Annotated in this window: 22 protein-coding genes and 1 pseudogene; 10 read left to right on the top strand and 13 right to left on the bottom strand. The window is 63.3% G+C overall.

Annotated elements, in window-relative coordinates; genetic code table 11:
- Positions 1-3 precede the first annotated feature (3 nt).
- Entirely contained in the window at positions 4-5,529 is a 5,526-nt protein-coding gene (locus AC2T3R_RS24270) for a dermonecrotic toxin domain-containing protein (RefSeq protein ID WP_486744375.1), read from the bottom strand.
- Between the two features lie 170 nt (positions 5,530-5,699).
- Here AC2T3R_RS24270 and pip point away from each other — a divergent pair, with 170 nt between their 5' ends.
- The 7 genes from pip (at position 5,700) to AC2T3R_RS24235 (ending at position 14,475) form a co-directional block, all read left to right on the top strand.
- Positions 5,700-6,671 carry a prolyl aminopeptidase gene (gene pip, locus AC2T3R_RS24265; protein WP_013974556.1) on the top strand — a complete coding sequence of 324 codons (972 nt, stop codon included), beginning with the start codon at positions 5,700-5,702 and terminating at the stop codon, positions 6,669-6,671.
- Positions 6,668-7,105: a D-aminoacyl-tRNA deacylase gene (gene dtd, locus AC2T3R_RS24260; protein ID WP_013974555.1), complete on the top strand. Its 438-nt coding sequence runs from the start codon at positions 6,668-6,670 to the stop codon at positions 7,103-7,105. Before pip ends, dtd begins: the two co-directional genes overlap by 4 nt.
- A gap of 263 nt (positions 7,106-7,368) precedes the next feature.
- On the top strand, positions 7,369-9,090 hold the full coding sequence (locus tag AC2T3R_RS24255; protein WP_015272100.1) for a glucan biosynthesis protein G: 1,722 nt from the start codon (positions 7,369-7,371) through the stop codon (positions 9,088-9,090).
- Positions 9,083-11,656: a glucans biosynthesis glucosyltransferase MdoH gene (gene mdoH, locus AC2T3R_RS24250; protein WP_486744374.1), complete on the top strand. Its 2,574-nt coding sequence runs from the start codon at positions 9,083-9,085 to the stop codon at positions 11,654-11,656. Before AC2T3R_RS24255 ends, mdoH begins: the two co-directional genes overlap by 8 nt.
- A gap of 253 nt (positions 11,657-11,909) precedes the next feature.
- The gene (locus AC2T3R_RS24245; RefSeq protein WP_024087841.1) at positions 11,910-12,707 is read left to right on the top strand and encodes a transporter substrate-binding domain-containing protein; all 798 of its coding nucleotides are present in this window, start codon (positions 11,910-11,912) and stop codon (positions 12,705-12,707) included.
- 78 nt (positions 12,708-12,785) lie between these two features.
- A complete protein-coding gene (locus AC2T3R_RS24240) occupies positions 12,786-13,748 on the top strand; it encodes an amino acid ABC transporter permease (protein ID WP_410951895.1) in 963 nt (320 codons plus the stop codon).
- Complete coding sequence (locus AC2T3R_RS24235; RefSeq protein ID WP_013974550.1) at positions 13,741-14,475, top strand: amino acid ABC transporter ATP-binding protein; 735 nt, start codon at positions 13,741-13,743, stop codon at positions 14,473-14,475. The genes AC2T3R_RS24240 and AC2T3R_RS24235 overlap by 8 nt, the downstream gene beginning before the upstream one ends.
- Positions 14,476-14,585: 110 nt before the next feature.
- Here the strand turns inward: AC2T3R_RS24235 and AC2T3R_RS24230 are convergent, their stop codons facing one another.
- The 12 genes and pseudogenes from AC2T3R_RS24230 to ubiE form a co-directional block, all read right to left on the bottom strand.
- Positions 14,586-16,529: a methyl-accepting chemotaxis protein gene (locus AC2T3R_RS24230; protein ID WP_486744373.1), complete on the bottom strand. Its 1,944-nt coding sequence runs from the start codon at positions 16,527-16,529 to the stop codon at positions 14,586-14,588.
- A 262-nt stretch (positions 16,530-16,791) separates the two neighbouring features.
- Positions 16,792-17,505 (bottom strand): methyl-accepting chemotaxis protein, encoded by a 714-nt coding sequence (locus AC2T3R_RS24225; protein ID WP_404940928.1) that lies wholly within the window; start codon positions 17,503-17,505, stop codon positions 16,792-16,794.
- A 141-nt stretch (positions 17,506-17,646) separates the two neighbouring features.
- Positions 17,647-18,591, bottom strand: a pseudogene (locus tag AC2T3R_RS24220) (methyl-accepting chemotaxis protein); the annotation flags it as partial.
- A gap of 217 nt (positions 18,592-18,808) precedes the next feature.
- Positions 18,809-19,516, bottom strand: coding sequence for a 16S rRNA (uracil(1498)-N(3))-methyltransferase (locus tag AC2T3R_RS24215; protein ID WP_486744372.1), 708 nt, complete (start codon positions 19,514-19,516; stop codon positions 18,809-18,811).
- On the bottom strand, positions 19,513-20,301 hold the full coding sequence (tatC, locus tag AC2T3R_RS24210) for a twin-arginine translocase subunit TatC (RefSeq protein WP_013974546.1): 789 nt from the start codon (positions 20,299-20,301) through the stop codon (positions 19,513-19,515). Before tatC ends, AC2T3R_RS24215 begins: the two co-directional genes overlap by 4 nt.
- Entirely contained in the window at positions 20,298-20,675 is a 378-nt protein-coding gene (gene tatB, locus AC2T3R_RS24205) for a Sec-independent protein translocase protein TatB (RefSeq protein ID WP_003259854.1), read from the bottom strand. The genes tatC and tatB overlap by 4 nt, the downstream gene beginning before the upstream one ends.
- Before the next feature lie 3 nt (positions 20,676-20,678).
- Entirely contained in the window at positions 20,679-20,951 is a 273-nt protein-coding gene (locus AC2T3R_RS24200) for a twin-arginine translocase TatA/TatE family subunit (RefSeq protein WP_003259853.1), read from the bottom strand.
- A gap of 154 nt (positions 20,952-21,105) precedes the next feature.
- Complete coding sequence (locus tag AC2T3R_RS24195) at positions 21,106-21,441, bottom strand: phosphoribosyl-ATP diphosphatase (RefSeq protein ID WP_015272093.1); 336 nt, start codon at positions 21,439-21,441, stop codon at positions 21,106-21,108.
- 1 nt (position 21,442) lies between these two features.
- Positions 21,443-21,835: a phosphoribosyl-AMP cyclohydrolase gene (gene hisI, locus AC2T3R_RS24190; RefSeq protein WP_013974544.1), complete on the bottom strand. Its 393-nt coding sequence runs from the start codon at positions 21,833-21,835 to the stop codon at positions 21,443-21,445.
- A 72-nt stretch (positions 21,836-21,907) separates the two neighbouring features.
- Complete coding sequence (gene ubiB / locus AC2T3R_RS24185) at positions 21,908-23,530, bottom strand: ubiquinone biosynthesis regulatory protein kinase UbiB (protein ID WP_486744370.1); 1,623 nt, start codon at positions 23,528-23,530, stop codon at positions 21,908-21,910.
- The gene (locus tag AC2T3R_RS24180; protein WP_410951893.1) at positions 23,527-24,150 is read right to left on the bottom strand and encodes a ubiquinone biosynthesis accessory factor UbiJ; all 624 of its coding nucleotides are present in this window, start codon (positions 24,148-24,150) and stop codon (positions 23,527-23,529) included. The genes ubiB and AC2T3R_RS24180 overlap by 4 nt, the downstream gene beginning before the upstream one ends.
- The gene (gene ubiE, locus AC2T3R_RS24175) at positions 24,150-24,920 is read right to left on the bottom strand and encodes a bifunctional demethylmenaquinone methyltransferase/2-methoxy-6-polyprenyl-1,4-benzoquinol methylase UbiE (protein WP_013974541.1); all 771 of its coding nucleotides are present in this window, start codon (positions 24,918-24,920) and stop codon (positions 24,150-24,152) included. Before ubiE ends, AC2T3R_RS24180 begins: the two co-directional genes overlap by 1 nt.
- A gap of 124 nt (positions 24,921-25,044) precedes the next feature.
- On the opposite strand from ubiE, the gene AC2T3R_RS24170 reads away from it, so the two are divergent.
- The 3 genes from AC2T3R_RS24170 to AC2T3R_RS24160 all read left to right on the top strand — a co-directional run bounded on the left by AC2T3R_RS24170 (position 25,045) and on the right by AC2T3R_RS24160 (position 26,647).
- A complete protein-coding gene (locus tag AC2T3R_RS24170; RefSeq protein ID WP_486744369.1) occupies positions 25,045-25,320 on the top strand; it encodes a polyhydroxyalkanoic acid system family protein in 276 nt (91 codons plus the stop codon).
- Positions 25,321-25,443: 123 nt separating this feature from the next.
- Positions 25,444-25,863: a phasin family protein gene (locus tag AC2T3R_RS24165; protein WP_023663112.1), complete on the top strand. Its 420-nt coding sequence runs from the start codon at positions 25,444-25,446 to the stop codon at positions 25,861-25,863.
- Between the two features lie 10 nt (positions 25,864-25,873).
- Positions 25,874-26,647: a phasin family protein gene (locus AC2T3R_RS24160; protein WP_410951892.1), complete on the top strand. Its 774-nt coding sequence runs from the start codon at positions 25,874-25,876 to the stop codon at positions 26,645-26,647.
- Positions 26,648-26,728: the final 81 nt, after the last annotated feature.

Here is a 26,728-nt window from a genome sequence, read left to right as displayed (position 1 = left end):
TGCTCAGTTGTTGTTGATTTGCTTGATGGTGAGTTCGCGCAGTAGCTCCCTCTCTTCCTGATCCTTGTCATCTTGCAGGCCTTGCTGCAAGTTCAACTCGTCCTGAAGCGAGTGGTCCTTGCTTGCCAGCTCAAGCACCCGCAGGCGGAAACGTGCTTCTATTTCGGCGAAGCGGTCGGCAAATTCGGCTCGCAGACGCGTGGTCCAATCCGTATTCGCCAGCATGTATTCGACCAGTGCATCGCTCAGTTCACTTTTCCGGACCTTCTCCAGCACGCTGGATAACTCATCGCGCGCCAGGTTCGCAGCACCTCGAAAACGCATGCTGTCGGCGATCGGCAGGTCCAGTTCCTTGGCCAGTTCCCGCCGGTAGGCCAGGCGTACCGATACCCGGTCACCTGTGCCAGTCCGTTGGTTGGCCATCAGCTCCAGCTGTTCGATCCGGAAAAGTTGCAACAGGCGACGACGTAGTGCTTGCAGGGAATCGCCGGCGTCGATCAACAGGCGTTGGCTCATCAGATACAGTTCAATATTGTTGAACTCCTGCAGCGCTCCATCGTGGCAGGTCTGCGAGCCGGTTGCCGGGTCGGGCAATGCCGCAGCAGCGATGCTCTCCATGATCGGGCGTTCGGTTTCGTTGCTTGCAGCCACCACCAGCATGATGCGTACCCGTTCGCAGAAGGTGGTTCGCGTATTCGGGTCAACGTACGGAGCGGCATTGTGCAGACGGCCTGTCAGACGCAACAGATCGCTGCCTTCAAGCCGCTCCCAACACTCCCGCAATGCTGCATTCTGTGCCTCGTTACCCAGCATCCAGTCCTCCAGCCTGGGCGTATCATCGCCGAGCAGTGGGAAGTGAGGGTGGTCGAGAGATCCTTCGCTGGAAGTATCGAAGAACATCAGGTCGTCGGGGATATCCAGGGCAAAGGAATAGCTGTGCTGGCTGTCCGAGAACGTGCGTACCCGCAGGATGGTTTCAAGAGGCAACGGGTTGTCGAACAAGGCGATCGACGAGATTGGCATGGGATTGTTCAGGTTCGACAGGATGTGCTCGGGCAACTGGGTGATGTTGTTCGAGCTCAGGTCGAGAAGTTCCAGTGGCAGCAAACTGTCACACCAGCTGGGCCAGGCTTGCAGGTTCATGTTGGTTAATGCGAGTGACTGCAGGTTGCTGGCCAGCGATGCGGGCACCCGGTCGATGCTGCCCATGCGGTTGCCCGACAGGTCCAGCGACGTCAGGTTTCGCAGCCCTGCGAAAATGTCGAGCATGGCCTGATCGACCTCAAGGCCCATGTTGCGAAACTCCAGGAAGGTGAGCTGGGGAAGGCGAGCCAGAGCGGATGCCAGCGAGGGCATGGCGGCCTGGTGCTCATCGATGGTCAACCGGCTGATGTTAGGGAACCGGCTGAGTAGTTCATCGAGCTGTGAGGCGCTGCCTCGCAACCGCGTCAGGCTGAGTGCGCGTACGCGGGCGCCAAAGAACGCTGGAAGCCGCCTGGGGAAATGTTCGATAGCCACGTCCTCAAGTTGCAGGCGCAGGTAGGACTGGCCCTGCTCCTGTTGTTCCCAGAATTGACCGATCGCTGACGCGATACGTTGCCTGTCTGCTAGCGCGGCTTGGGTCAATGGGTTGCTCGAGCTGGATGCCTGGGCCCAGCCATCGATCGCATCGCGCATCTGTCGTCGCTCATCGCGAATGCGTGCGAGTTGTTCGGATAGTGCTTCTGGCTGGTCCGTGGTGATGCCCGAGGTGTCGACGCGCTCGTTCAGCAACAATCGCTGCAGGTGAGATTCATTGATGCTGTTGCCTTCCAGCGAGATCACCGGTGGGGTGGTCAGCATGTCCGCTTCATGAAGCAGGAACGAGGGCAACGACCTGAGATTGTTGTGGCGCAACGACAGATGGGAAATGCGCGCCAGGGCGTCGCTGCCAATCCCGATCGGCCATTGGGCCAGCTGCATCTGGTCCAGGCCCAGGTAGTCCAGGGTCAACTCATGGAAACTTGGCCTGTTGCTCTGCGCCAGCCGGTTACCACTCAGGTCCAGATATCTCAATTGGCGAAGCCCTGACAGCAGGTTCAGGTCGCTTTCGGAGAGCGTCATGTTCTGGTTGGTGAGCACCAGTCGTTGCAACGCTGGCAGGCACTCGGTGATGGTGGGCACGCTGAACAGGAAGGGCGAGGGCGTTGCCCTGGGGTCAAACGCACGGCTGATTTCCAGCGACTCGATCTGCGGCATCTGCCTGAGCAGGCGCTGCAGCAGGCGCTCGTTTTGCGCCCAGCCCGCCAGCGATCCTGACGGTAGGTCGATCAGGCTCAGGCTGCGCACGCGTGTGTTGAAAAACGCGGGCAAGGTGAGGGGTACGTCGGCAAGTGGGACGCGGGCGATACGCAGTTCGGTCGTGGGCTCTGCGCTCTCCTCCAGCGCAGTCTCGTACCAATGTTGCATGATCGAGTCACGCAGGCTGTCGTAGTCGTGGGCTGCCTGGTCGCTTGCCGGCGAAATGGCTTCGCTCCAATCGTCCAGGCTGCTTTGCAGCTCGTTGCGTTGCTCCAGCAGCGTCTGCAAATGTTCGAATATCTGCAGCTGTGTACGGCCGCGGCTGGCAAGTGCCAGCAGAATCTGATCTGCCGAGCGGCCGGTGCGTGTGGCGAGCCCTGTGGCTTCGATAGCTTCGAGCAGGCGCTGACGGGTGATGCCGTGGGTGGCCGGGCCGCCGCCACTGAGTGGGTAGCCCAGGCGGCCATCGGCCAGGCGCATGGGAGAACGGTAGCCGGGGCGTACGGGCTGCATGCCCAGCAGCACCCTCAGGGCTGGGCGGGGTAGTAACGGGCTTTCCTGTACAAGGCGCTGCAGCGCTTGCTGATCGGTGACGTCCATGCTCGCCATCGCCGTGGGCAGTGCCTCGTACAATGCAGCGTAAAGGCTTGGGTACACCTTGACCGCCGCACTGGGCAGGCTTTCGTCGTGGACGATGTACCCTGCCGGGGCATGGGTGATGGTCGTGTATGGGCGGTTGCCCGGCGTGCCAATGGCATGATCCTGGGTTGGCCAGGACATGCGCTGGAGCAGCCGGAGCCTGGTCTGTGCAGGCCAGCCTGGCAAGCGTTCGAGCGTATGCATGATCAACAGGTCGCTATCCCAGCTCGGTACGCTGGACAGGTACAGCCCTTCGCAGGAGCGGGCAAGGCGAATTTGTTGCTGGTAGACGCGGGCCTCCTCGCCAAGGCGCAGTGGTACCTTGCCACTGTCGAGCATCTGCAGTTCGAGGGCACTGGCCTCGCGTGCCAGCTCATTGGCGACTGCTGACGGCAATTTCGGATACGCCCTCTGGATGGCCTCGGCACCCGGCGCCAGGTCGCGCGAAAGGCCGGCGTAGGCCCTGGCAAACTCAGCTGGCCGAGTGCTCTCGTCCGCTAGCTGGCGGAACGTTTCGTCCAGCTTGAAGCGTTGCAGGGTGTCTTCCAGCAAGGCCGGCAGCCGCTGGTTTTCGGCCAGGGCCCGGCGCAGCTCGTCTTCGTGTACGCCGCTGACGGCGATAATCCGTTGCAGCGTCGGCTCGTCAAAGTGCCCACTCAAGTGGCCGATGCGGCGCAGGAGTGTCATGCCCGACCAACTCAGTGGCTTATCCGTAACGTGCAACCATGCTCCGGCACCGTTGTGCCGCACTGGCGGCTGGTAACGGCGAGGACTTGCAGGGTGTTGCAAACGATATTCGCCAGTCGTTGGCGTTTGGCTGACGATGTACTGATTGCCCTGCAGTACCAGCCAGCGTTTGCCTTGGTGATGCCGTAGGCCCAGTTCGTCCTGTACCAGGTCATGGGGCAGCGTCTCGTGACTCTGATAGGGCGTGAGGTCGGGTTTCCACAACCGCGTCTGACCGTCGGATGTTTCCACGTCTTCCAGTTCTTCGATGAATGAAGGCGTTTCTACCGGAATACGGGTTATCCCTGGCTCCTCATCCTCTGGCTCTTCAATCTCCGGCCCTTCCAGCGAGGTGCCGGTTTCGCTGCCGTGCAAGCCTCTCAAAGCTTTGGCTGCTGCGCTGAGGGCGGCCATGATGGCCACGTTTTCGATCACATCGACCAGATAGCCATAGGCAGTATCACGCTCGTCGTTTTCCCAGGCGTCGATCCCTTCATACACCTCATGGGCCAGCTGGGCCAGGCAAACAGCAAGCATTGCCTCGCCAAGCCCTGGCACGAAGAAGCCGGCGATGTTCAAGGCCGTGAGCACACGGCCGGCAATCAGCTCTCGGTGGGCTTGGGCGGTGCGCCGATCGACGATTTCGGTTGGCGTGGCGTGGAACAGCACATCCTTCTCATGACGCTGGGTCTTCTGGAACGTCATCACGCCCTGGAAGGCGTGGCTGAAAGGCTTTGTGACCGGATACAGGGTGGCGTGCGGGTCCGGAACACGTTCATGCAGGCCGCGGGCACTCCAGGCCAGGGGCATTAGCCGGTCCTTCAGACGGGTGGTTATCGGCGCCTTGTCGCGGTCGGCGAGATGCCTGTCCAGGTAGCCGATATCGGCCTGGAGCCTGTCGCGCAACTCTTCGTTCATGGCTTCCTGGCTGGCGAATTCCTTGAGGGGCGTTGTGCTGTCTTCGGGGATGTACAGCGCCACTGCCTGATGCTCTTCAGCTTGCAGGGTGATGAGCACAACGCCGGTGAGCTCGGCTTCCCACAAGTCGAGCAGGCTGAACGTCACCGGCGAAGAGGGCGATGGCGCCTGGTCAAGTGGCGTGGCAAGAGCGGCGGAATATAGCGCCTCGCTGATATCCCCCTTGAGGCGGGCCAAATGCAGGGATTGCCGGAATGCCGAGACCTCTGCACGCCCCAGTGTTTCATAAACGGTCAGTGCGGCTTCATCCGCGCCGAGTGGCGGCGTGGCCGCTGGATAGTAGATGGCATGTACCTGTTGATGGTATTTGCCGCCGATATCCAGCGTACGACACAAATCGGCGAAATCTTCGGCGGCGATATCCAGTGCATTGGTGATAGGCACGGTGCCCATGAAGCGCCGGTGATCGACTATGACCGACCTCTTGAGCAGGGAGGCGGGCGCGTCCATGCCATGCTCGGCAGCGGCATCCTGGTCGAAGTTGTGCAAGGCGCAGTGCAGCAGCGAGCGTGTAGCCCGGTCGACGGCCTGGCGGCTGTCGATGGCATTGGTCGTTTCGATCTGGCGGGCATCGACGAGGTAGGTGTTGCGCACGTCCAGGTCAAGCCTGAATCGCTGCTTGATGGCTTCGTTGAGTGTCTTGGTGGCGTACGCTTCCAGGGTTGGAAGCTTTTCGAACAGCTTGTGCACCTGCACCTGGTGCTCGCGGTGACGTGCGTGCTCTTCCTGCCATGCCTTGGCGACTTCCGGCTGTTGCTGGATTGCCGTCGCCAGCCAGGCAGGGGCTTGATGCCAGTTGCGCATCGCGCTCTGGGTTTCTGGCGGAGCCTGCTTGAGCCAGGTGGGGATTCTGCGCTCGATGGTGGCGTAATGAACACTAGGTGCGGCAGTGACTGCAGTTGGCATGGCGAAGCCCTTGCTTGATTTGGGGCGAGGGACTATCGCGGGCCTGTCTGAGCTGCTGGAGGTAGATATATGTGCCCTCGAGGTGCGGCGGCATCAGCGCGGGCAGTGCTCAAAGCGCAATTCAGGTTTATGATGGCCCACGGCCGAATAATCCTCACACGGAGTGCGCAATGCAGACCCTGTACCCGCAGATCAAACCCTACGCCCGGCACGATCTGGCCGTGGAAGCGCCGCATGTGCTGTATGTCGACGAAAGCGGCTCGCCAGAAGGTCTGCCGGTGGTATTCATCCACGGCGGCCCGGGCGCCGGTTGCGACGCCCAGAGCCGCTGCTACTTCGACCCGACCCTGTACCGCATCATCACCTTCGACCAGCGCGGCTGTGGCCGCTCCACGCCGCATGCAAGCCTGGAGAACAACACCACCTGGCACCTGGTCGAGGACCTTGAGCGCATCCGCGAGCACCTTGGCATCGACAAGTGGGTGCTGTTCGGCGGCTCGTGGGGCTCCACCCTGGCCCTGGCCTACGCCCAGACCCACCCCGAGCGGGTGCATGGCCTGATCCTGCGCGGCATATTCCTGTGCAGGCCCCAGGAGATCCAGTGGTTCTACCAGGAAGGCGCCAGCCGCCTGTTCCCCGATTACTGGCAGGACTACATCGCGCCAATCCCGCCGGAGGAGCGCGGTGACCTGGTCACGGCCTTCCACAAGCGCCTGACCGGCAACGACCAGATCGCCCAGATGCACGCGGCCAAGGCGTGGTCCACCTGGGAAGGCCGTACCGCCACCTTGCGTCCCAACCCGCTGGTGGTCGACCGCTTCTCCGAGCCGCAGCGTGCACTGTCGATCGCCCGTATCGAATGCCACTACTTCATGAACAACGCCTTCCTCGAGCCGGACCAGCTGATCCGCGATCTGCCGAAGATCGCCCACCTGCCGGCCGTGATCGTGCATGGCCGCTATGATGTGATCTGCCCGCTGGACAACGCCTGGGCGCTGCACCAGGCCTGGCCGAACAGCGAGCTCAAGGTGATCCGTGACGCTGGCCACGCGGCTTCCGAGCCGGGCATCACTGATGCCCTGGTGCGTGCCGCCGACCAGATGGCCCGGCGCTTGCTCGACCTGCCCCTGGAAGAAGCATGAGGGGCCTGCTGCAGCGCGTGCGCGGTGCACGGGTGGAGGTAGCGGGGGAGGTGGTCGGTGCCATCGACCAGGGTTTGCTGGTGCTGGTGGCCGTCGAGCCTGAAGATTCCCGTGAGCAGGCCGACAAACTGTTGCACAAGCTGTTGAACTACCGGGTGTTCAGCGACGAGCAGGGCAAGATGAACCTGTCGCTCAAGGATGTGGGGGGAGGTTTGTTGCTGGTGTCGCAGTTCACCCTGGCGGCAGACACCCGCAACGGCATGCGCCCGAGCTTCTCGACGGCAGCGCCACCGGCCCTTGGCGCCGAGTTGTTCGACTATCTTTTGCAGCAGGCGAAGGCCCGGCACGCCGATGTGGCAAGCGGGCAATTCGGCGCAGACATGCAGGTGCACCTGGTCAATGATGGCCCCGTAACATTTATGTTACAAATATGAGGTTAAAAAACCCCTTGTTCACAGGAAAACAAGGGGTTTTGTACGATAAATAGTTGTTCCAGCCTGATGCGTTGTCACGCGACCTGCTGGATAATCGCGCGCTGCATGGACCTGCGTTCGCAGGTTCGTTTCACTCTGACTCGAGTATTGTCTGGATCCGTTTGGGGAATCATTACGCCCTCACGGGGTCCGAACAGTGCTCGCCAACCCGGCATTTGTCGCTGGCCGTTGGTTTCATGATCTGTTTTCGGCGAGGGTTGCTCGTGATTGTTAGTCCCCAAAAAGCATCAAGAATCCCCGGTACCGGGCTGCGCAAGGCCCTGATGGCCAGTGTTGCACTGGTCGGCCTGATGAGCGCGGGCCAGCTGTGGGCATTCAATCTTGACGATGTTGCAGCCAAGGCAAAGGATCTGGCCGGCCAGAAGTACGAAGCACCGAAAAGCAACCTGCCGGCCGTATTCCGCGACATGAAGTTCGCGGACTACCAGAAGATTCATTTCCTGCAGGAAAAGGCCGAGTGGGCCAAGGACAAGACCCCGTTCAAGCTGTCGTTCTATCACCAGGGCATGCACTTCGACACCCCGGTGAAGATCAACGAGGTCACCGCCACCAAGGTCGAGGAAATCAAGTACGACCCGAGCCGTTTCGAGTTCGGTGACGTGCCACACGACCCGGAAACCACCAAGAACCTGGGTTACGCCGGTTTCCGCGTGCTGTACCCGATCAACAAGGCCGACAAGCAGGACGAGATCATGACCCTGCTTGGCGCCAGCTACTTCCGCGTGGTCGGCAAGGGCCATGTATATGGCCTGTCGGCCCGTGGCCTGGCCATCGACACCGCACTGCCGTCGGGCGAGGAGTTCCCGCGCTTCACCGAGTTCTGGGTCGAGAAGCCCAAGCCGGCCGACAAGCACCTGGTCATCTACGCCCTGCTGGACTCGCCGCGTTCCACCGGCGCCTACAAGCTGACCCTGCGCCCAGGCAACGATACCGTGGTCGACGTGCAGTCCCGCGTGTTCCTGCGTGACCATGTCAGCCGCCTGGGCATTGCCCCGCTGACCAGCATGTACCTGTTCGGCCCCAACCAGCCGTCCAAGGTCCTCAACTACCGTCCGGCCCTGCACGACTCCGAAGGCCTGTCGATCCATGCCGGCAACGGCGAATGGCTGTGGCGCCCGCTGAACAACCCGAAACACCTGGCCGTGAGCAACTTCAGCGTCGAGAACCCGCGTGGTTTCGGCCTGATGCAGCGCCAGCGCGCCTTCAGCGACTACGAAGACCTCGACGACAACTACCAGAAGCGCCCGAGCGCCTGGATCGAGCCGAAGGGGGACTGGGGCAAGGGCACCGTCGACCTGGTCGAAATCCCGACTGCCGACGAGACCAATGACAACATCGTGGCCTTCTGGAGCCCGGAAAAGCTGCCTGAGCCAGGCAAGCCATTCGAGTACGCGTACCGCCTGCACTGGACCATCGACGAGCCGAAGTTCCAGGCTCCCGAGCTGGGCTGGGTCAAGCAGACCCTGCGTTCCACCGGCGACGTCAAGCAATCCAACCTGATCCGCCAGCCAGACGGCAGCGTGGCCTTCCTGGTCGACTTCGCCGGCCCGGCGCTGGCCGCCCTGCCGGAAGACACCGCCGTGCGCAGCCAGATCAGCGTGGGCGACAACGCCGAGGTGGTCGAGAACAACCTGCGCTATAACCCTGAGACCAAGGGCTGGCGCCTGACCCTGCGTTTGAAGGTCAAGGAAGCCAACAAATCGACCGAAATGCGTGCCGCGCTTGTGCGTGACGTGCCGGTCGAAGCCGCCAAGCCTGCCAAGGACGCCAAGCAGGACAAGGCTGCAGCCAAGCAAGCCAAGGCCGAGAAAGCCGCCAAGGCCGAACAACCTGCCGCCGATGCGGCGCCCACCAACGGGACCCCGGCCACCACCGAGAAGGTGCTGACCGAGACCTGGAGCTATCAGTTGCCTGCCGATGAGTAACTCAAGCGCAAGGCCGGAATCGCTTCGCGAGTACCTGGCCCACCTACCACTGAGCGACGAGCAACGGGCGGAACTCGCCAGCTGCACGTCATTCAGTGAGCTGCACCAACGCCTGGCGGCCAACCCGGCCGCCAGCTCTGCCGAGGCCGTGCAGGCCTCGGTGGGCCCGCGCCTGACCGTAGGCAGCGCCGCCGAGCTGGAAGACGCCGAAATGCTTGGTGTCGACGGCAGCGGCCGCCTGTGCCTGAAGATCGCCCCGCCGATCAAGCGCACCAAGGTCGTGCCCGAGCCATGGCGTACCAACGTGCTGATCCGCATGTGGCGGCGCATGACTGGCCGCACCAACGCCCCGCAGCCGCCCAAGCGCGAGCTGCCGCCAGCCCGCTGGCGTACGGTCGGTTCGATCCGCCGTTACATCCTGCTGGCGCTGATGATCGGCCAGACCATCGTTGCCGGCTGGTACATGAAGGGCATCCTGCCGTACCAGGGCTGGTCGTTCGTGGACTTTGACGAAGTCGTCAACCAGCCGCTGTGGGACACCGTGGTGCAGGTTTGGCCGTATGCCTTGCAGACGTCCATCCTGGTTCTCTTCGGCATCCTGTTCTGCTGGGTATCGGCGGGCTTCTGGACTGCGCTGATGGGCTTCCTCGAGCTGCTCACCGGGCGCGACAAGTACAAGATTTCGGGTAGCAGTGCAGGCAACGAGCCGATCGCGCCCGAGGCGCGTACCGCGCTGGTGATGCCGATCTGCAACGAAGACGTGCCGCGCGTGTTCGCCGGCCTGCGCGCAACGTTCGAGTCGGTGGCCGCCAGCGGCAACCTCGATCGCTTCGACTTCTTCGTGCTCAGCGACACCAACGACACCGACATCGCCGTTGCCGAGCAACAGGCCTGGCTGGACGTGTGCCGCGAAACCAAAGGCTTCGGCCGCATCTTCTACCGCCGTCGTCGGCGCCGGGTGAAGCGCAAGAGTGGCAACCTCGACGACTTCTGCCGTCGTTGGGGCGGCGAATACAAGTACATGGTCGTACTCGACGCCGACAGCGTCATGAGCGGCGAGTGCCTGAGCAGCCTGGTGCGCCTGATGGAGGCCAACCCGGACGCCGGCATCATCCAGACCGGGCCGAAGGCCTCGGGCATGGACACCCTGTATGCGCGCCTGCAGCAGTTCGCCACCCGCGTGTACGGCCCGCTGTTCACCGCCGGCCTGCACTTCTGGCAGCTGGGCGAGTCGCACTACTGGGGCCACAACGCGATCATCCGCATGAAGCCGTTCATCGAGCACTGCGCCCTGGCGCCGTTGCCGGGCAAGGGTGCGTTCGCCGGTGCAATCCTCTCCCACGACTTTGTCGAAGCCGCGCTGATGCGCCGTGCCGGCTGGGGCGTGTGGATTGCCTATGACCTGCCGGGCAGCTATGAAGAACTGCCGCCGAACCTGCTCGATGAGCTCAAGCGCGACCGCCGCTGGTGCCACGGCAACCTGATGAACTTCCGCCTGTTCCTGGTCAAGGGCATGCACCCCGTGCACCGTGCGGTGTTTCTCACCGGTGTGATGTCGTACCTGTCGGCGCCGCTGTGGTTCCTGTTCCTGGTGCTGTCGACCGCGCTGCTGGCCACCAACACGCTGATGGAGCCGCAGTACTTCATCGAACCGTACCAGCTTTACCCGCTGTGGCCGCAGTGGCACCCGGAGAAGGCCGTGGCGCTGTTCTCCACCACCATCGTGCTGCTGTTCCTGCCCAAGCTGCTCAGCGTCATTCTGATCTGGGCCAAGGGCGCGACCGAGTTTGGCGGGCGCATCAAGGTCACCCTGTCGATGCTGATGGAGATGCTGTTCTCCATGCTGCTGGCTCCGGTGCGCATGATCTTCCACACCCGCTTCGTGCTGGCCGCGTTCCTCGGCTGGGCCGCGACCTGGAACTCGCCGCAGCGTGACGACGACTCCACGCCGTGGAGCGAAGCAGTGCGCCGCCACGGCCCGCAGACCCTGCTGGGTATTGCCTGGGCGGCGCTGGTGGCCTGGCTGAACCCGAGCTTCCTGTGGTGGCTGGCGCCAATCGTTGGTTCGCTGGTGCTGTCGATCCCGGTTTCGGTGATCTCCAGCCGTACCCGCCTGGGCCTGGCGGCCAAGGACGAGAAGCTGTTCCTCATCCCCGAGGAATACGCCACTCCGCAGGAGCTGCTGGCCACCGACCAGTACACCCACGAAAACCGCTGGCATGCCCTGCATGACGGCTTCGTGCGGGCTGTGGTCGACCCGCGGCAGAACGCCCTGGCCTGCGCCATGGCCACTGCCCGTCATGGTCAGGCGGCGCCGATCGAGGCACTGCGCGCCGAGCGCGTGGCCAAGGCGATGGAGGTCGGGCCGCAAGGGCTGGACCTCAATACCCGCCTGGCCCTGCTCAGCGACCCGGTGGCGCTGACCCGCCTGCACGAGCAGGTCTGGGCCGAGCACAATGCGGCGTGGATCGACGTGTGGCGTGCGTCGATCAAGAACGACCCGCATTCGCCGCTGTTGCCGTTGCATCCGGAGAATGAAGGCCAACCGGCACTCGTCGGCGCCTGATCGGGCCTATTCGCGGGCACGCCCGCTCCCACAGGGTACTTCACAGCCTTTGAGGCATGTACTGTACCTGTGGGAGCGGGCGTGCCCGCGAAGCTTTTCAGGGCTCCCACCGATTTTGGCCAACAAAGTCCCCCCCGGCTCTAGGTCCCCGAGCCGCCATGCGTTAGCATCCCTCTCCGATATGACGCATTGGCCACGACGGCCATGCCAACAATAAGATTCGCTACTTTTCTTGCTAGGGGACTTGGTGATGATCAAGAAATACCTTTCGCGACTGCTGGTCGGTGTCACCGCCCTGGTCGCCGTAACGGCCGCCCAGGCGGGCGCGATCGATGACGCGGTCAAGCGCGGCACCCTGCGGGTGGGCATGGACCCGACCTACATGCCGTTCCAGATGACCAACAAGCGTGGCGAGATCATCGGCTTCGAAGTCGATATCCTCAAGGCCATGGCCAAGTCCATGGGCGTCAAGTTCGAGCCGGTATCCACGGCCTATGACGGCATCATCCCGGCCCTGCTGACCGACAAGTTCGACATGATCGGCAGCGGCATGACCCTGACCCAGGAACGCAACCTGCGCCTGAACTTCAGCGAACCCTTCATCGTGGTTGGCCAGACCCTGCTGATCCGCAAGGAACTGGCGGGCGAGATCAAGTCGTACAAGGACCTGAACAACGAGAAGTACCGCATCACCTCCAAGCTCGGCACCACCGGCGAAATGGTTTCCAAGAAGCTGATCGCCAAGGCCAAGTACCACGGCTACGACAACGAGCAGGAAGCGGTGATGGACGTGGTCAACGGCAAGGCTGACGCCTTCGTCTACGACGCGCCGTACAACGTGGTGGCAGTGGACAAGGCCGGTGCCGGCAAGCTGCTGTTCCTCGAAGAACCCTTCACCTACGAGCCGCTGGCCTTCGGCCTGAAGAAAGGCGACTACGACAGCATCAACTTCATCAACAACTTCCTGCACCAGATCAAGCATGACGGGACCTACGATCGTATTCACGACAAGTGGTTCAAGAACAAGGACTGGCTGAAGGAAATGGAATAAGGCCCAGGCCACAAGCCGGCTTTATGACCCCGACGCGCAGGCAAACCCTGCGCGTTCGTATTTACGGAAGTACCCCACGTGATCAAACACAAGAAAGCCCAGTGGCCCTGGCACGGTTTGACTGCCCTGGTCCTGGTGGGCCTGGCGTTCAGCCTGTACATGGCCACCTCGATGATTTCCTACGAATGGCGCTGGAACCGCGTACCGCAGTACTTCGCCTACAAGGCTGAGGAAGCACAGCGCGCCGCCGGTTACGGCACCGTGCAGGACATCGTCATCTCTGGCGACAATGCCCGTGTCACGCTGAGAGATGAGAGCGGTGCCGAGCAGGTGCTCGATGTGGACAAGGACAGCCTGCAGCTGGCCCGCGGCGACGATGTTTCCGAAGGCGACCAGATTGGCGTCACCCGTCACTGGGCGGCCGGCCCGCTGGCCTGGGGCCTGTGGACCACGCTTTGGATTTCGGTGGTATCCGGTGCTCTGGGCCTGTTGATCGGCCTGTTCGCCGGCCTCTGCCGCCTGTCCAGCAACCCTACGCTGCGTGACCTGTCGACGGTGTATGTCGAGCTGGTGCGCGGTACACCGCTGCTGGTACAGATCTTCATCTTCTACTTCTTCATCGGTACCGTGCTCAACCTGTCCCGTGAGTTTGCCGGGGTGGCTGCACTGGCGCTGTTCACTGGCGCCTACGTGGCCGAAATCGTTCGTGCCGGCGTGCAGTCCATTGCCAAGGGCCAGAACGAAGCGGCCCGCTCGCTGGGCCTGAACGCGGGCCAGTCGATGCGCCACGTCATCCTGCCGCAGGCCTTCAAGCGCGTGCTGCCGCCTTTGGCCGGCCAGTTCATCAGCCTGGTCAAGGACACCTCGCTGGTGTCGGTGATTGCCATCACCGAACTGACCAAGAGCGGCCGCGAGGCCATTACCACCTCGTTCTCGACCTTCGAGATCTGGTTCTGCGTGGCAGGCCTGTACCTGCTGATCAACCTGCCGCTGTCGCACCTGGCCAGCCGGCTCGAGCGGAGGCTTGCGCAAAGTGATTGAAGTCCGTGACCTGCTTAAAGTCTTCGACACCCGTGGCCACGTGGTACGGGCTGTGGATAACGTCACCACCCAGGTCGCCAAGGGCGAGGTGGTGGTGGTGCTCGGCCCGTCGGGCTCGGGCAAATCGACCTTCCTGCGCTGCCTCAACGGCCTGGAGCATTTCGACGAAGGCCATGTGGCCATCGACGGCCTGCAACTGGCCGACCCGAAGACCGACATCAACGCCTACCGCCGCGAAGTCGGCATGGTGTTCCAGCACTTCAACCTGTTCCCACACATGACCGTGCTGGAGAACCTGTGCCTGGCACAGAAGGTGGTGCGCAAGCGCAACAAGGCCGACCGCGAGGCCAAGGCCCGGGCGCTGCTGGAGAAGGTGGGCATTGCGCAGAAAGCCAACGAATACCCGTCGCGCCTGTCCGGTGGCCAGCAGCAGCGGGTGGCGATCGCCCGGGCCCTGGCCATGGACCCGAAAGTGATGCTGTTCGACGAGCCAACCTCGGCGCTTGACCCGGAAATGGTCGGTGAGGTGCTGGACGTGATGAAGACCTTGGCCCAGGAAGGCATGACCATGGTCTGCGTTACCCACGAAATGGGCTTTGCCCGTGAAGTGGCGGACCGCGTGCTGTTCTTCGATCATGGCAAGCTGCTCGAAGACTCGGCCCCGGCCGCGTTCTTCGCCTCGCCGAAAGACCCGCGCGCGCAGGCGTTCCTGCGCCAGGTGCTTTAACCCGCACCGGCCTCTTCGCGGGCACGCCCGCTCCCACAGGCCCACCACCGCCTTGAAGGGGGTGATATACCTGTGGGAGCGGGCGTGCCCGCGAAGAGGGCGACTCGGTTTCAGATGTTGAACCGCCCCACCATCCCCCGCAACTGCTGCCCCAATTGCTCCAGTTCCCCGCTCGACGCCGCCGTCTGCTCACTGGCCGCACTGGTCTGATCCGACACATCGCGCACATTCAGCACACTGCGATTGATCTGCTCGGCGACCACGCTCTGCTCTTCGCTGGCCGTGGCGATCTGCTGGTTCATGCCCTGGATGTTCGAAACGGTGTCAGTTATCTGGCTCAGGGCCTGGCCTGCCTTGCGACTCAGCTCCACGCTCTGCTCTGTCAGGCTCTTGCTGTTGTCCAGCAGGCGGGTCACTTCGTCGGTGCCGTTGTGCAGGCTGTCGATCAGTTGGCCGATTTCCTCGGTCGCCGTCGAGGTACGCTGGGCCAGACCGCGCACTTCATCGGCCACCACGGCAAAACCACGCCCGGCTTCACCCGCCCGTGCCGCTTCGATCGCCGCGTTCAGGGCCAGCAGGTTGGTCTGCTCGGACACTGACTTGATCACATCGAGGATGCTGCCAATGCGCTGGCTCTCGCCCGCCAGGTGCTGCATGGCCGCCAGACAATGATCCATCTGCCCGGCCAGCTGTTCGATACGGCCAATGGCTTCGGCCACCACCTGGTCGCCGATCTGCGCCTGCTGGTCGGCGTTGGTCGCCGCCAGCGAGGCCTGTTCAGCGTTCTGCGCCACTTCCTGCACGGTGGCGCTCATCTGGTTCATGGCCGTGGCCACCTGGTCGGTTTCCTCGCGTTGCTGGTTGATGCGCAGCTTGGTGTCTTCGCTGCTGGCCGCCAGCTGTGTGGCGGCCTGTGACAGATGGCTGACGCCCTGGTCGATGCCACCGATCAGCTCGCGCAGGCTCAAGGTCATTTCGCGCATGCTGGTTTGCAACTGGCCCATCTCGTCGCGGCGTTGCACCGGTTCGACCTGGCTCAGGTCGCCCTTGGCGATGCGCCCGGCCACGGCCAGGGTCTGGCGCAAAGGTTGGGTGATCTGCAGGGTGATCAGCCAGCCGGCCACGACGCCTACGACCAACGCCAGCAGGGCTACAGTGGTCAGCAGCGAGCGGGCCTCAAGGGCTTCCCTGTCGCGCTGCTCGATCTTGCGTTTGCCAAGTTCCAGGCTTACCGCGCGCAGCTCGTTGCCCATGTTCTCCATGTTGTTTTGCAGCTGTTCGACACGCACCGCAGCCCGACGATACTCATCCAGGCTGGCGCGGTACTTGGCCAGCTGCTCGCCGGGCTGCTGGGTGAGCGCATGGGGCAAGCCAAGTGGAGCGAGGCCTTTGAGCAGTTGCGCAAGGCTGCTGGCGGCGGCATCCAGGGAGCTGTCGCCGACCTTGGCGAAGCTTTCTACAGGGGAGAAGGTGTAGGCCGGAACCTGGCTCTGCTGGTTGGCACCGTCGATATGTCGGCTAAGCGTGTCCATCAGCCCCAGCACACCGCTTTGCTGGCTGTCGGCAGGCATCCTCAGCAAGGCCTGGGTCTGGAGATCGTCGATCACTTCGGTGAGCTTTTGCTCATGGGCCTGCATGGCCTGGCGCAGGGCGATACGCTTGGCGACAGTATTCTCCAGCTCGCTGAAATCGCCGCGCAGGCGCTGCAGCAACGCCAGCTTTTCGGTCAGCATCTGCCGGGATTCATCCACGCTGCTACGTTGTTGCAAGGTGCTCAGCATGCTGTTGAGCTGGTCGAGAATGTTGGCTATCCGCGTTCTGCTGGCGTTGTCGTTGAGTACGCGGTAAGTGATGCGCTCTGCGCGCAAGTCTTTGGTCAGGTCGTTGATCAGGCCGATTTCGCTGAGTTGCTGCGAGCGCACAATGGCGTCATCCAGTGCACGCCAGCCACTGACGGTAGTGGCCAGGGTAAGCAGCAGGACTACGGCAAAGCCGAGGGCTAGCTTGGCGGCGACACTGATGTTGCCGAGCTTGCGGTTGAGGTAGCCGAGCATGAGGAATCTCCGTGCGATTGGGGGCGAGGATGCAGGCGTATTGCTGGCATCACACCTTTGCCAATCGGCAGCGGAGCTGTAGGACTTGACCTGATAATCAGGTAGGAAATTTCACTTCATTAGGTGGGATTTATTGCCTGTACCGGCCTCTTCGCGGGCTCGCCCGCTCCCACAGGGATCGCACAGGCTTCAAGGGCCATGCAGTGTCTGTGGGAGCGGGCAAGCCCGCGAAGAGGCCGACACAGATGGCTCATGCTTCAGATCACAGCCTGAACCGCCCCACCAATCCTTGCAGGTGGGTACCCAACCGCGCCAGCTCCACGCTGGAACTGGCCGTCTCTTCACTGGCCGCCGAGGTCTGGTCAGAAATATCCCGCACGTTCATCACGCTGCGGTTGATCTCCTCTGCAACAGCCGTCTGTTCTTCCGCTGCCGTGGCAATCTGCTGGTTCATGGCCTGGATCGAAGACACGGTACGGGTGATGGTCTCCAGCGAACTGCCGGCTCGGCGGGTCAGTTCGACGCTGCTGTCGGTCAACTGGCGGCTGCTGTCCATCACACTGGCCACACGCTGGGTGCCGCTCTGCAGGCCGGCAATCAGCTCTTCGATCTCTTCGGTCGATTGCTGGGTGCGCTGCGCCAGGCTGCGCACCTCATCAGCCACCACAGCAAAGCCACGCCCGGCCTCGCCGGCCCGGGCCGCCTCGATCGCCGCGTTGAGGGCCAGCAGGTTGGTCTGCTGGGCCACCGACTTGATCACGTCGAGCACGCTGCCGATCTTGTCGCTTTCGGCCTTGAGCTGGTTCATCGCTTCGCTGGAGTTGACCACTTCGCCGGCCAGGCGCTCGATCTGCGCCACCGCCTCGCCCACCACACGGTCGCCTTCGCGGGCTTGCTGGTCGGCCATCAACGCAGCTTCCGAGGCTTGCTCGGCATTGCGCGCCACCTCATGCACGGTGGCGGTCATCTGGTTCATGGCGGTCGCCACCTGATCGGTCTCGACCTTCTGGTTGTTGACCCCGGCACTGGTCTGCTCGGTCACCGCCGACAGCTCCTCGGCAGCACTGGCGATCTGCGTCACACCATCACCGATGCCGCTGATCAGTTCGCGCAGGCCTTGGGTCATGCGCTGCATGCTGGCCTGCAACTGGCCCAGTTCATCGCGACGTTGTACCTGCAGGCTCAGGGTCAGGTCGCCACTGGCCACGCGCTCGGCGGCGTGCAAGGTCTGGCGCAGCGGGACGATGATCTGCCGGGTGATGGCCCAGGCCGCCAGCAGGCCGAGGGCCAGCGCCAGCACGGTGGCCACGGCGAGCACGGTCTTGGCCTGGGCCGCCCCGGCGTCGCGCACAGCGGTTTGTGAGGTGGTCATCGCCTGGCTGGTCTGCAGCAGTACCGTGCCGTGCTCGACCATGCTCTGCAGGGCCTGCTCACTGGCGACCTGTGCGCTGCCGAACTGGGTGACCGCGTCGCGGTAGCCTCCCAGGGCAGTGGTGGCATCGTCCAGGCTGGCAGCATGCTCCGCCGGCACTTTGGCCGGTAGCGCGCGCAGTTCGGCCAAGGCCTGGTCGATAGCTTTCAGCGCCGTTTGCTGATAGTCGGCGTTGCCGCTGTAGGTGTAGCCGCGTACCTGGAAGCGCGCCTGTTGCAACAGGGCGCTGACTTCCACCGCGTGCTGATACTGGCTGATATCGCCACCCTGCAGCAGGCCGCGTTGCACCCGGCCAATCAGCTCCGCGGCCTTATCGGCAGTGTCGCCTAGCACGGCGCGGCTGGCCTCGCGGCGCTGGCCGGCCTGTTTCAGGTCGTTGAATGCCTGCTGGTAGCCGCGCACGGCCTCGCGTTGCTGCTCAAGGCGCTGTCTGTCAGCGGGCTGCTCGATCTGCCCGAGCATAAGCTGCACCTGGCGCTCGAGATTGCCCAGGGCTTTTTCCAGCTCTGCCACCGAGGCTTCGTCAGGCTGGCGCTGGTAATGCTGGCGGGCGATGCGCAGTTCCTGGGTGTACTGCTGGATGACCGAGATGTTTCCCAGCTTGTCGCCACGGTTGATGATGCTGTCCATGCCGTGCCAGCCAGCCAGGGTAATGGCCAGGGTCAACAGCAGCACCAGGCCGAAGCCCAGCCCCAGTTTGCGATTGACGCTCACATTGCCCAATGATTGGGCGAACCATTGATACATGTACGACTCCCCGGCGCCTTGGCAGCACGATTAATTGTTGTGTTGCCAAGACAATCGGCCTGGGGAAGGGAAACTTTATGGGTAAAAGTTGACTTGAGTGTCAGAAAATTCGTGAAAGCAGCGCTGTCACCGCGGTCTCGACCCGCAGGATGCGGTCGCCCAGCTGGACCGGAGCCAGGCCTGCCTTGCCCAGCAGGTCCACCTCGTAGGGGATCCAGCCGCCCTCCGGGCCGATGGCCAGGGTCACGTGCTGCTCCACGGCGCGCGGGCAGGCGGGGTAGGGGCCGGGGTGGCCGACCAGGCCCAGGGTGCCTGCGGCGATGGCCGGCAGGCGGTCTTCGACGAACGGTTTGAAGCGCTTCTCGATGATCACTTCGGGCAGCACGGTGTCGCGGGCTTGTTCCAGGCCCAGTATGAGGTTCTCGCGAATGCTGTCCGGGTGCAGGAACGGTGTTTGCCAGAAGCCTTTCTCGACCTTGTAGCTGTTCAGCAGGATCAGCCGCGGCACGCCGAGGGTGGCCACGGTCTGGAACAGCCGGCGCAGCATTTTCGGCCGAGGTACGGCCAGCACCAGGGTCAGCGGCAGCTTGGCCGGTGGCTGCTGGTCAAAGGCGACTTCCAGTTCGGCTTCGTGCTTTTCCAGGCGCAGCACCGTGGCCTTGCCCATCAGGCCGTTGATTCGGCCCACGCGCAGGTTGTCGCCCACCGCCACACGGTGGATGTCCTGCATGTGGGTGAAGCGCCTATCTGCGAGGACGACGCGGTCGGCCGAGACGAAGTCGGCCTCTTCAAGGAGCAACAGGTTCACGGTTGGGTCGCTGGTGGCTGGTCGTTGTGGTCGTTGGCGGTTTCGTCGTGGGCGCTGCGCTTGCGGATCAGGCTGCCGCACAGCACGCCGATCTCGAACAGCAGCCACATGGGTACGGCCAGCAGGGTCTGGGAGAAGATGTCCGGCGGGGTAAGGACCATGCCGACCACGAAGCAGCCGATGATCACGTAGGGGCGAATCTTCTTCAGGTACTTCACGTCGACCACGCCGATCCATACCAGCAGCACCACCGCCACCGGGATTTCGAAGGCCACGCCAAAGGCGAAGAACAGCGTCATCACGAAGTCGAGGTAGCTGGCTATGTCGGTCATCATCGACACGCCTTCCGGCGTGGCGCTGGCGAAAAAGCCGAAGATCAGCGGGAACACCAGGAAATAGGCGAAGGCCATGCCGGCGTAGAACAGGAAGATGCTCGACACCAGCAGCGGAATGGCAATGCGCTTTTCATGGCGGTACAGCCCGGGTGCGATGAAGCCCCAGATCTGCTGGAGGATGAACGGAATCGCCAGGAACAGCGAGACGATCATGGTCAGTTTGAACGGCGTGAGGAACGGCGAGGCCACGTCGGTGGCGATCATCGTCGCATTGGCCGGCAAGTGCTCGCGCAGCGGTGCGGAGACCAGGGTGTAGATCTGCTGGGCGAAGGAGAACAGCCCGGCAAAGATCAGGAAAATGACGGCAACGCAGCGCAACAGGCGGGTGCGCAGTTCGGTCAGGTGCGAAACCAGCGGCATTGGCTGGTCGTGTTCCGGATTTTCGCTCATGGGGCTCGCGGCGGTTGAGGCGGTTCAGAAGGCGTGGCCGGGGCGGCAGCGGTCTCGACCGGCCTGGCTTCGAGCCCGGCGGGGGGCTGAACGGTTGCGGTGGTGACAGGCGGCTGCGCCGGTGGCGTCATCGGGTTGAGGATGCGCTTGGCTTCCTCTTCCATCTGCAGGATGTGCTCGTTGTGCAGCTGGCGGCGGATTTCGTCGGCGCCGATTTCGCGCTCCACTTCCATCTTGATGCTGTTGAAACTGCGCTTGAGCCGGCCGATCCACAGGCCTGCCGTGCGCGCGGCACCGGGCAGGCGCTCGGGGCCGAGCACCAGCAGGGCGACCAGGCCGACGAGCAGCAGCTCGCTGAAACTGATGCCGAACATGGGTCAGTCTTTCCGCTGCGGCTCTTGGACCGGCTGGGCCTGGCCTTCGATGGTGTGGCCCTGGTTCTGCTGGGCAGTGTTCTGCACCGGTGGAACGGGTTGGGCAGGCGGCGGGGTCTGCTCGGCCGGCTTGTTCTCTTCGTCGCTCATGGCCTTGCGGAAGCCCTTGATCGACTCACCCAGGTCACTGCCGAAGTTCTTCAGCTTCTTGGTACCGAACACCAGGACCACGACCACCAGCAGGACGATCCAGTGTTTCCAGTCAAAGATACCCATTTCGTACTCCTGAAAAATGTGTGTACAGCAAATCGATCCGGCAACACGGCCCCTGTGGGAGCGGGCATGCCCGCGAACACCGGCGTAGCCGGTGCCATATACCGCGTCGCATTCTTCGCGGGCACGCCCGCTCCCACAGGCGCCCCCAAATACGTCAGGCAGCAGGCGTTCGTGCAGCCTTCTCATCATGCCCGGAAAGCCCAAAGCGGCGTTCCAGCTCATCGAGCACGGCTTGCGGATGCTGGCCCAGCGCGCTGAGCATTACCAGGCTATGAAACCACAGGTCGGCGGTTTCGTAGATGACATCGCTGTAATCCTTGCTGACCGCGGCGTCCTTGGCGGCAATGATCGTCTCGACCGACTCTTCGCCGAGCTTTTCGAGGATCTTGTTCAGGCCCTTGTGGTACAGGCTGGCCACGTAGGAGCTGTCGGGGGCCGCTTGCTTGCGTTCTTCAAGCACTTCGGCCAGGCGGTTCAGGGTGTCGCTCATGTCAGTGTCCTGCGCTGTAGATGGCATCCGGGTCTTTCAGGACCGGGTCGACGGTTTTCCACTGGCCGTCTTCGAAGACGCGGTAGAAGCAGCTTTCACGGCCGGTATGGCAGGCGATATGGCCCAGTTGCTCGACCATCAGGATGATCACGTCGGCATCGCAGTCCAGGCGCATTTCATGCAGCTTCTGCACATGCCCGGATTCCTCGCCCTTGCGCCACAGCTTGCCACGCGAACGCGACCAGTAGATGGCGCGTTGCTCGGCGGCGGTCAGGGCCAGCGATTCGCGGTTCATCCAGGCCATCATCAGCACGCGTCCGGTCTTGTGGTCCTGGGCGATCGCCGGTACCAGGCCCTCGCTGTTCCACTTGATCTCGTCCAGCCAGTCTTTCATCGTCGACTCCAAAGCGGGCCCGCTCCTGTGCCGGGCCCTTTGCGCTAGTGTGCCAGCCATGGGCGCGGCTGGCTATTGGCGCACGATCAGGTAAAGGCCGGCGGCCAGCATCAGCCAGGCCGGCCAGGCGGCAGGGGCGGCCAGGCTGGCGGCTGCGGCGGCGGCGCCAGCGGCCAGTACCGCGCCACCTCCGAGCAGGCCGGCGCCGAGCAGGCGCAGCGCCCAGCGGTCACCCTGGCGGCGCCGCTCCGGCAGTTGCGGATCGTGCAGGTGCGGTTGCGACAGGCGCTCGAGCAGGTCGCGGGCCATGTCGGCCAGGTGCGGCAGTTGCTCGACCTGGCTGTGGATGTTGCCGAGCACGGCCTTGGGGCTCATGCGGTCGCGCATCCAGCGCTCGAGGAATGGCTTGGCGGTGCTCCACAGGTCCAGGTCTGGGTACAACTGGCGGCCCAGGCCTTCGATGTTGAGCAGGGTTTTCTGCAGCAATACCAGCTGCGGCTGCACTTCCATGTTGAAGCGCCTGGCGGTCTGGAACAGGCGCATCAGCACTTGGCCGAAGGAAATATCCTTTAACGGTTTTTCGAAGATCGGCTCGCACACGGTGCGGATCGCCGCTTCGAACTCGTTGACCTTGGTGTGCGCCGGTACCCAGCCCGAGTCGATGTGCAACTGGGCGACGCGGCGGTAGTCACGCTTGAAGAAAGCGATCAGGTTGCGCGCCAGGTAGTCCTGGTCCTCGGCGGTCAGGCTGCCGACGATGCCGCAGTCGATGGCGATGTACTGCGGGCTCCATGGTTTGACCGTGCTGACGAAAATGTTGCCCGGGTGCATGTCGGCATGGAAGAAGCTGTCGCGGAACACCTGGGTGAAGAACACCTCCACGCCTCGTTCGGCCAGCAGCTTCATGTCGGTGCGCTGATCGGCCAAGGTGGCCATGTCGGTCACCGGCACGCCGTAGATGCGCTCCATCACCAGCACCTTGGGGCGGCACAGGTCCCAGTACACCTGGGGCACGTACATCAGCTCGGAGCCTTCGAAATTGCGCCGCAACTGGCTGGCGTTGGCCGCTTCGCGCAGCAGGTCGAGCTCGTCGTAGATGGTTTTTTCGTAGTCGCCGACGATTTCCACCGGGTGCAGGCGGCGGGCGTCGGCCGAAGCGCGCTCGGCGGCCTTGGCGATCAGGAACAGCCAGGCCAGGTCTTGGGCGATCACCGGCTTCAGGCCCGGGCGCACCACCTTGACCACTACTTCTTCGCCACTTTTCAGGCGCGCAGCATGCACCTGGGCCACCGAGGCCGAGGCCAGTGGTTCGACGTCGAAGCGGCTGAACAGTTGCGTTACCGGGGCGCCCAGCTGCGCCTCGATCAGTGCCACGGCCTGCTTGGGGTCGAACGGCGGCACGCGGTCCTGCAGCAGCATCAGTTCATCGGCTATGTCGTTGGGCAGCAGATCACGGCGGGTGGACAACAACTGGCCGAACTTGATGAAGATCGGCCCCAGGTCCTGCAGGGCCAGGCGCAGGCGCGCGCCTCGGTTGAGCTCGGACGGCTTGCGCGGCAGCCAGCGCCACGGCATCAGCAGGCGCAGGCTCATCAGCCACCAGGGCAGCGGCAGGTCGAACAGCAGGTCATCGAGACGGTAGCGGATCACCACACGCTGGATGCGAAAAAGACGGCGGACGGCGAGCAGCTTCATGCGTTATCGCTGGTATCAAGGGATCGGGAGAGGCGCTTGAGGCGCGCCTCGAGGCGTTCTGTATCGAGCTTCAGGGTATCGAGCTCACTGAAGGCGGCTTCGGCTTCGCGCTTGCCGACCAGGGTACGGGACTCTTCGGCCAGGTACTCGGAAAGGTTCTGGCTGAAGCGCGCCAGGCCCTGGCGGGTCCAGCGTGCACGCAGGCGGATGTGGCCGGCCAGCAGCGCCGTGGCGACCGGGCCAAGCCAGCGTTGCAGTTCGTGTTCCCAGTCCAGCTCCAGGTCCTGCAGCACACCGAACAGGTCGAGCAGCACGGCGCTGTCGCCATGCAGTTCGACTTGCGGGCTGTGCAGCACGGCGGTCTTGTCCCTGGCCAGGGCCAGTTGCGCCAGGCTGCCGGCCGGGGCGTGCAGGCTGCAGTCGACCTCGCCTTGCCAGTGGGCGGCGAGCATCAGGCCCTCTTCATCGGGCAGGATGAACACCTGCAAGGCTGGCTGGCGGCAGTCGATCTCGATGACCTTGCCCTCCAGCGCGGCCAGCCGCGGCAGGGCCGTGCTGTCCATGCGCAGGACGCGGTTCAGGCCATGTTCGGCGCTGGCGAGCAGCCCGGCCAGCAGCATCAGGGCTTGATCCCCCGATGCACGGCAACGATGCCGCTGGTCATGTTGTGGTAGGTGACCCGGTCGAAACCGGCCTCGACCATCATGGCCTTCAGGGTTTCCTGATCGGGGTGCATGCGGATCGACTCGGCGAGGTAACGGTAGCTCTCCGAGTCGTTGGTGATCAGCTTGCCGGCCAGCGGCATGAAGGCGAACGAGTAGGCGTCGTAGGCCTTGGACATCAGCTTGTTGGTAGGCTTGGAGAACTCCAGCACCAGCAGGCGACCGCCTGGCTTGAGCACGCGCAGCATCGAGCGGATGGCTTCGTCCTTGTGGGTGACGTTGCGCAGGCCGAAGGCGATGGTCACGCAGTCGAAGTGGTTGTCCGGGAATGGCAGCTTCTCGGCGTCGGCCTGAACGAACTCGATGTTGCCGGCCACGCCACGGTCGAGCAGGCGGTCACGGCCGACCTTGAGCATCGATTCGTTGATGTCGGCCAGCACTACCTGACCGGTCGGGCCGACCAGCCGCGAGAACTTGGCGGCCAGGTCGCCGGTACCGCCGGCGATGTCCAGTACACGATTGCCGGCGCGTACGCCCGACAGCTCGATGGTGAAGCGCTTCCACAGGCGGTGCATACCGCCGGAAAGCACGTCGTTCATCAGGTCGTACTTGGCCGCTACCGAGTGGAACACCTCGGCGACTTTCTTCGCCTTCTGGCTTTCAGGGACGTCCTGGTAACCGAAATGGGTGGTGGGTTCGGCGTGGTCGCCTTTGCGCTGGTCGTTCATATCGCTTCACCGGAAAAAATTACCGCCATTCTAGGGCGAACGGGCAGATTTGTCTTGGCGGGGTGTGCCAGTGGGCAGGGGCGGGCATAATGCCCATTATGTCTTCATCTTCAGGAACACCCGCATGACCCAGATCAGCGTCGAACGCAAACATTCCCTCGGCCGCGATGCCGCCCGTGCCAAGGCTGAAGCGCTGGTCGACAAACTGACCCGCGAATACGACCTCAAGGCCACCTGGAACGGTGACCGGGTCGACGTGGCGCGCAGTGGTGCCAACGGCAGCGTGCACATCTTCGATGACCGCATCCGCGTCGAATTGAAGCTGGGCATGGTGCTGTCGATGATGAGCGGCACCATCAAGGGCGAGATCGAGCGGGCGCTGGACAAAGCCCTGGCCTGACCCCTTCCGGGGGCCATGCTCGTTCACCTTAGGGTGAAGATTCTAATTTACCTCTCTACCTTGTGCTCAAGCCCAACCTCCATGGGCGGTTTCTCCTCCACTCATGAGCATGAGGTACAGAGCATGGCCAAAGTGACTGTGAAGAAAAAGGACGACGCCCCGGGCACGCTGGGCGAGGTGCGCGGCTACGCGCGCAAGATCTGGCTGGCGGGCATCGGCGCTTACGCGCGCGTGGGCCAGGAAGGCTCCGACTACTTCAATGAGCTGGTCAAGGCCGGCGAAGGCGTCGAGAAGCGTGGCAAGAAGCGCATCGACAAGGAGCTCGATGCTGCCAACAACCAGATCGACGAAGCGACCCAGGAAGTCAGTCGCGTACGCGGCAAGGTCGAAGTTCAACTGGACAAGATCGAAAAAGCTTTCGACGCGCGGGTAGGTCGCGCCTTGAATCGCCTTGGCATTCCGTCTAAACATGACGTTGAGGCGTTGTCCATCAAGCTTGAACAGCTGCACGAGCTGCTCGAGCGCGTCGCGCACAAACCATAAGGAGAGCAGGATGGCTGGCAAGAAGAATTCCGAGAAAGAAGGCAGCTCCTGGGTCGGCGGGATCGAGAAGTACTCCCGCAAGATCTGGCTGGCGGGGCTTGGTATCTATTCGAAGATCGACCAGGACGGCCCGAAGCTGTTCGACTCGCTGGTGAAGGATGGCGAGAAGGCCGAGAAGCAGGCGAAGAAGACCGCCGAAGATGTTGCTGAAACTGCCAAGTCGTCGACCACTTCGCGTGTGTCGGGCGTGAAGGACCGTGCGCTGGGCAAGTGGAGCGAACTCGAAGAGGCCTTCGACAAGCGCCTGAACAGCGCCATCTCGCGCCTTGGCGTGCCGAGCCGCAACGAGATCAAGGCCCTGCACCAGCAGGTGGACAGCCTGACGAAGCAGATCGAGAAACTCACCGGTGCTTCGGTTACCCCGATTTCGTCGCGCACTGCAGCCAAACCGGCTGCGAGCAAGGCGGCGGCCAAGCCACTGGCCAAGACGGCAGCGGCCAAGCCTGCGGCGAAAACCGCGGCGGCCAAGCCGGCGGCCAAGACTGCTGCGGCGAAACCTGCTGCCAAGACCGCGGCGGCCAAGCCTGCGGCGAAACCGGCAGCGGCCAAGCCGGCTGTGGCGAAGAAGCCGGCAGTGAAGAAAGCACCGGCCAAGCCAGCAGCCGCCAAGCCGGCAGCTCCAGCGGCGAGCGCCGCTCCGGCCGCTAGCGCAGCTCCTGCACCAACCGCGGCTCCGGCCAGCAATCCGCCTTCGGCACCGACAGGCACCGGTACCCTGATCTGATACCGCGTCGCCTTCTTCGCGGGCTTGCCCGCTCCCACAGGTCCTGTGTGCACTCGAGCACTGCATTTCACCTGTGGGAGC

The sequence above is a fragment of the Pseudomonas sp. PVC-5-1 genome (assembly GCF_057444345.1).
Note: the sequence above shows the minus strand (reverse complement) of the source record. Positions and strands in the feature narration are given on the sequence as shown.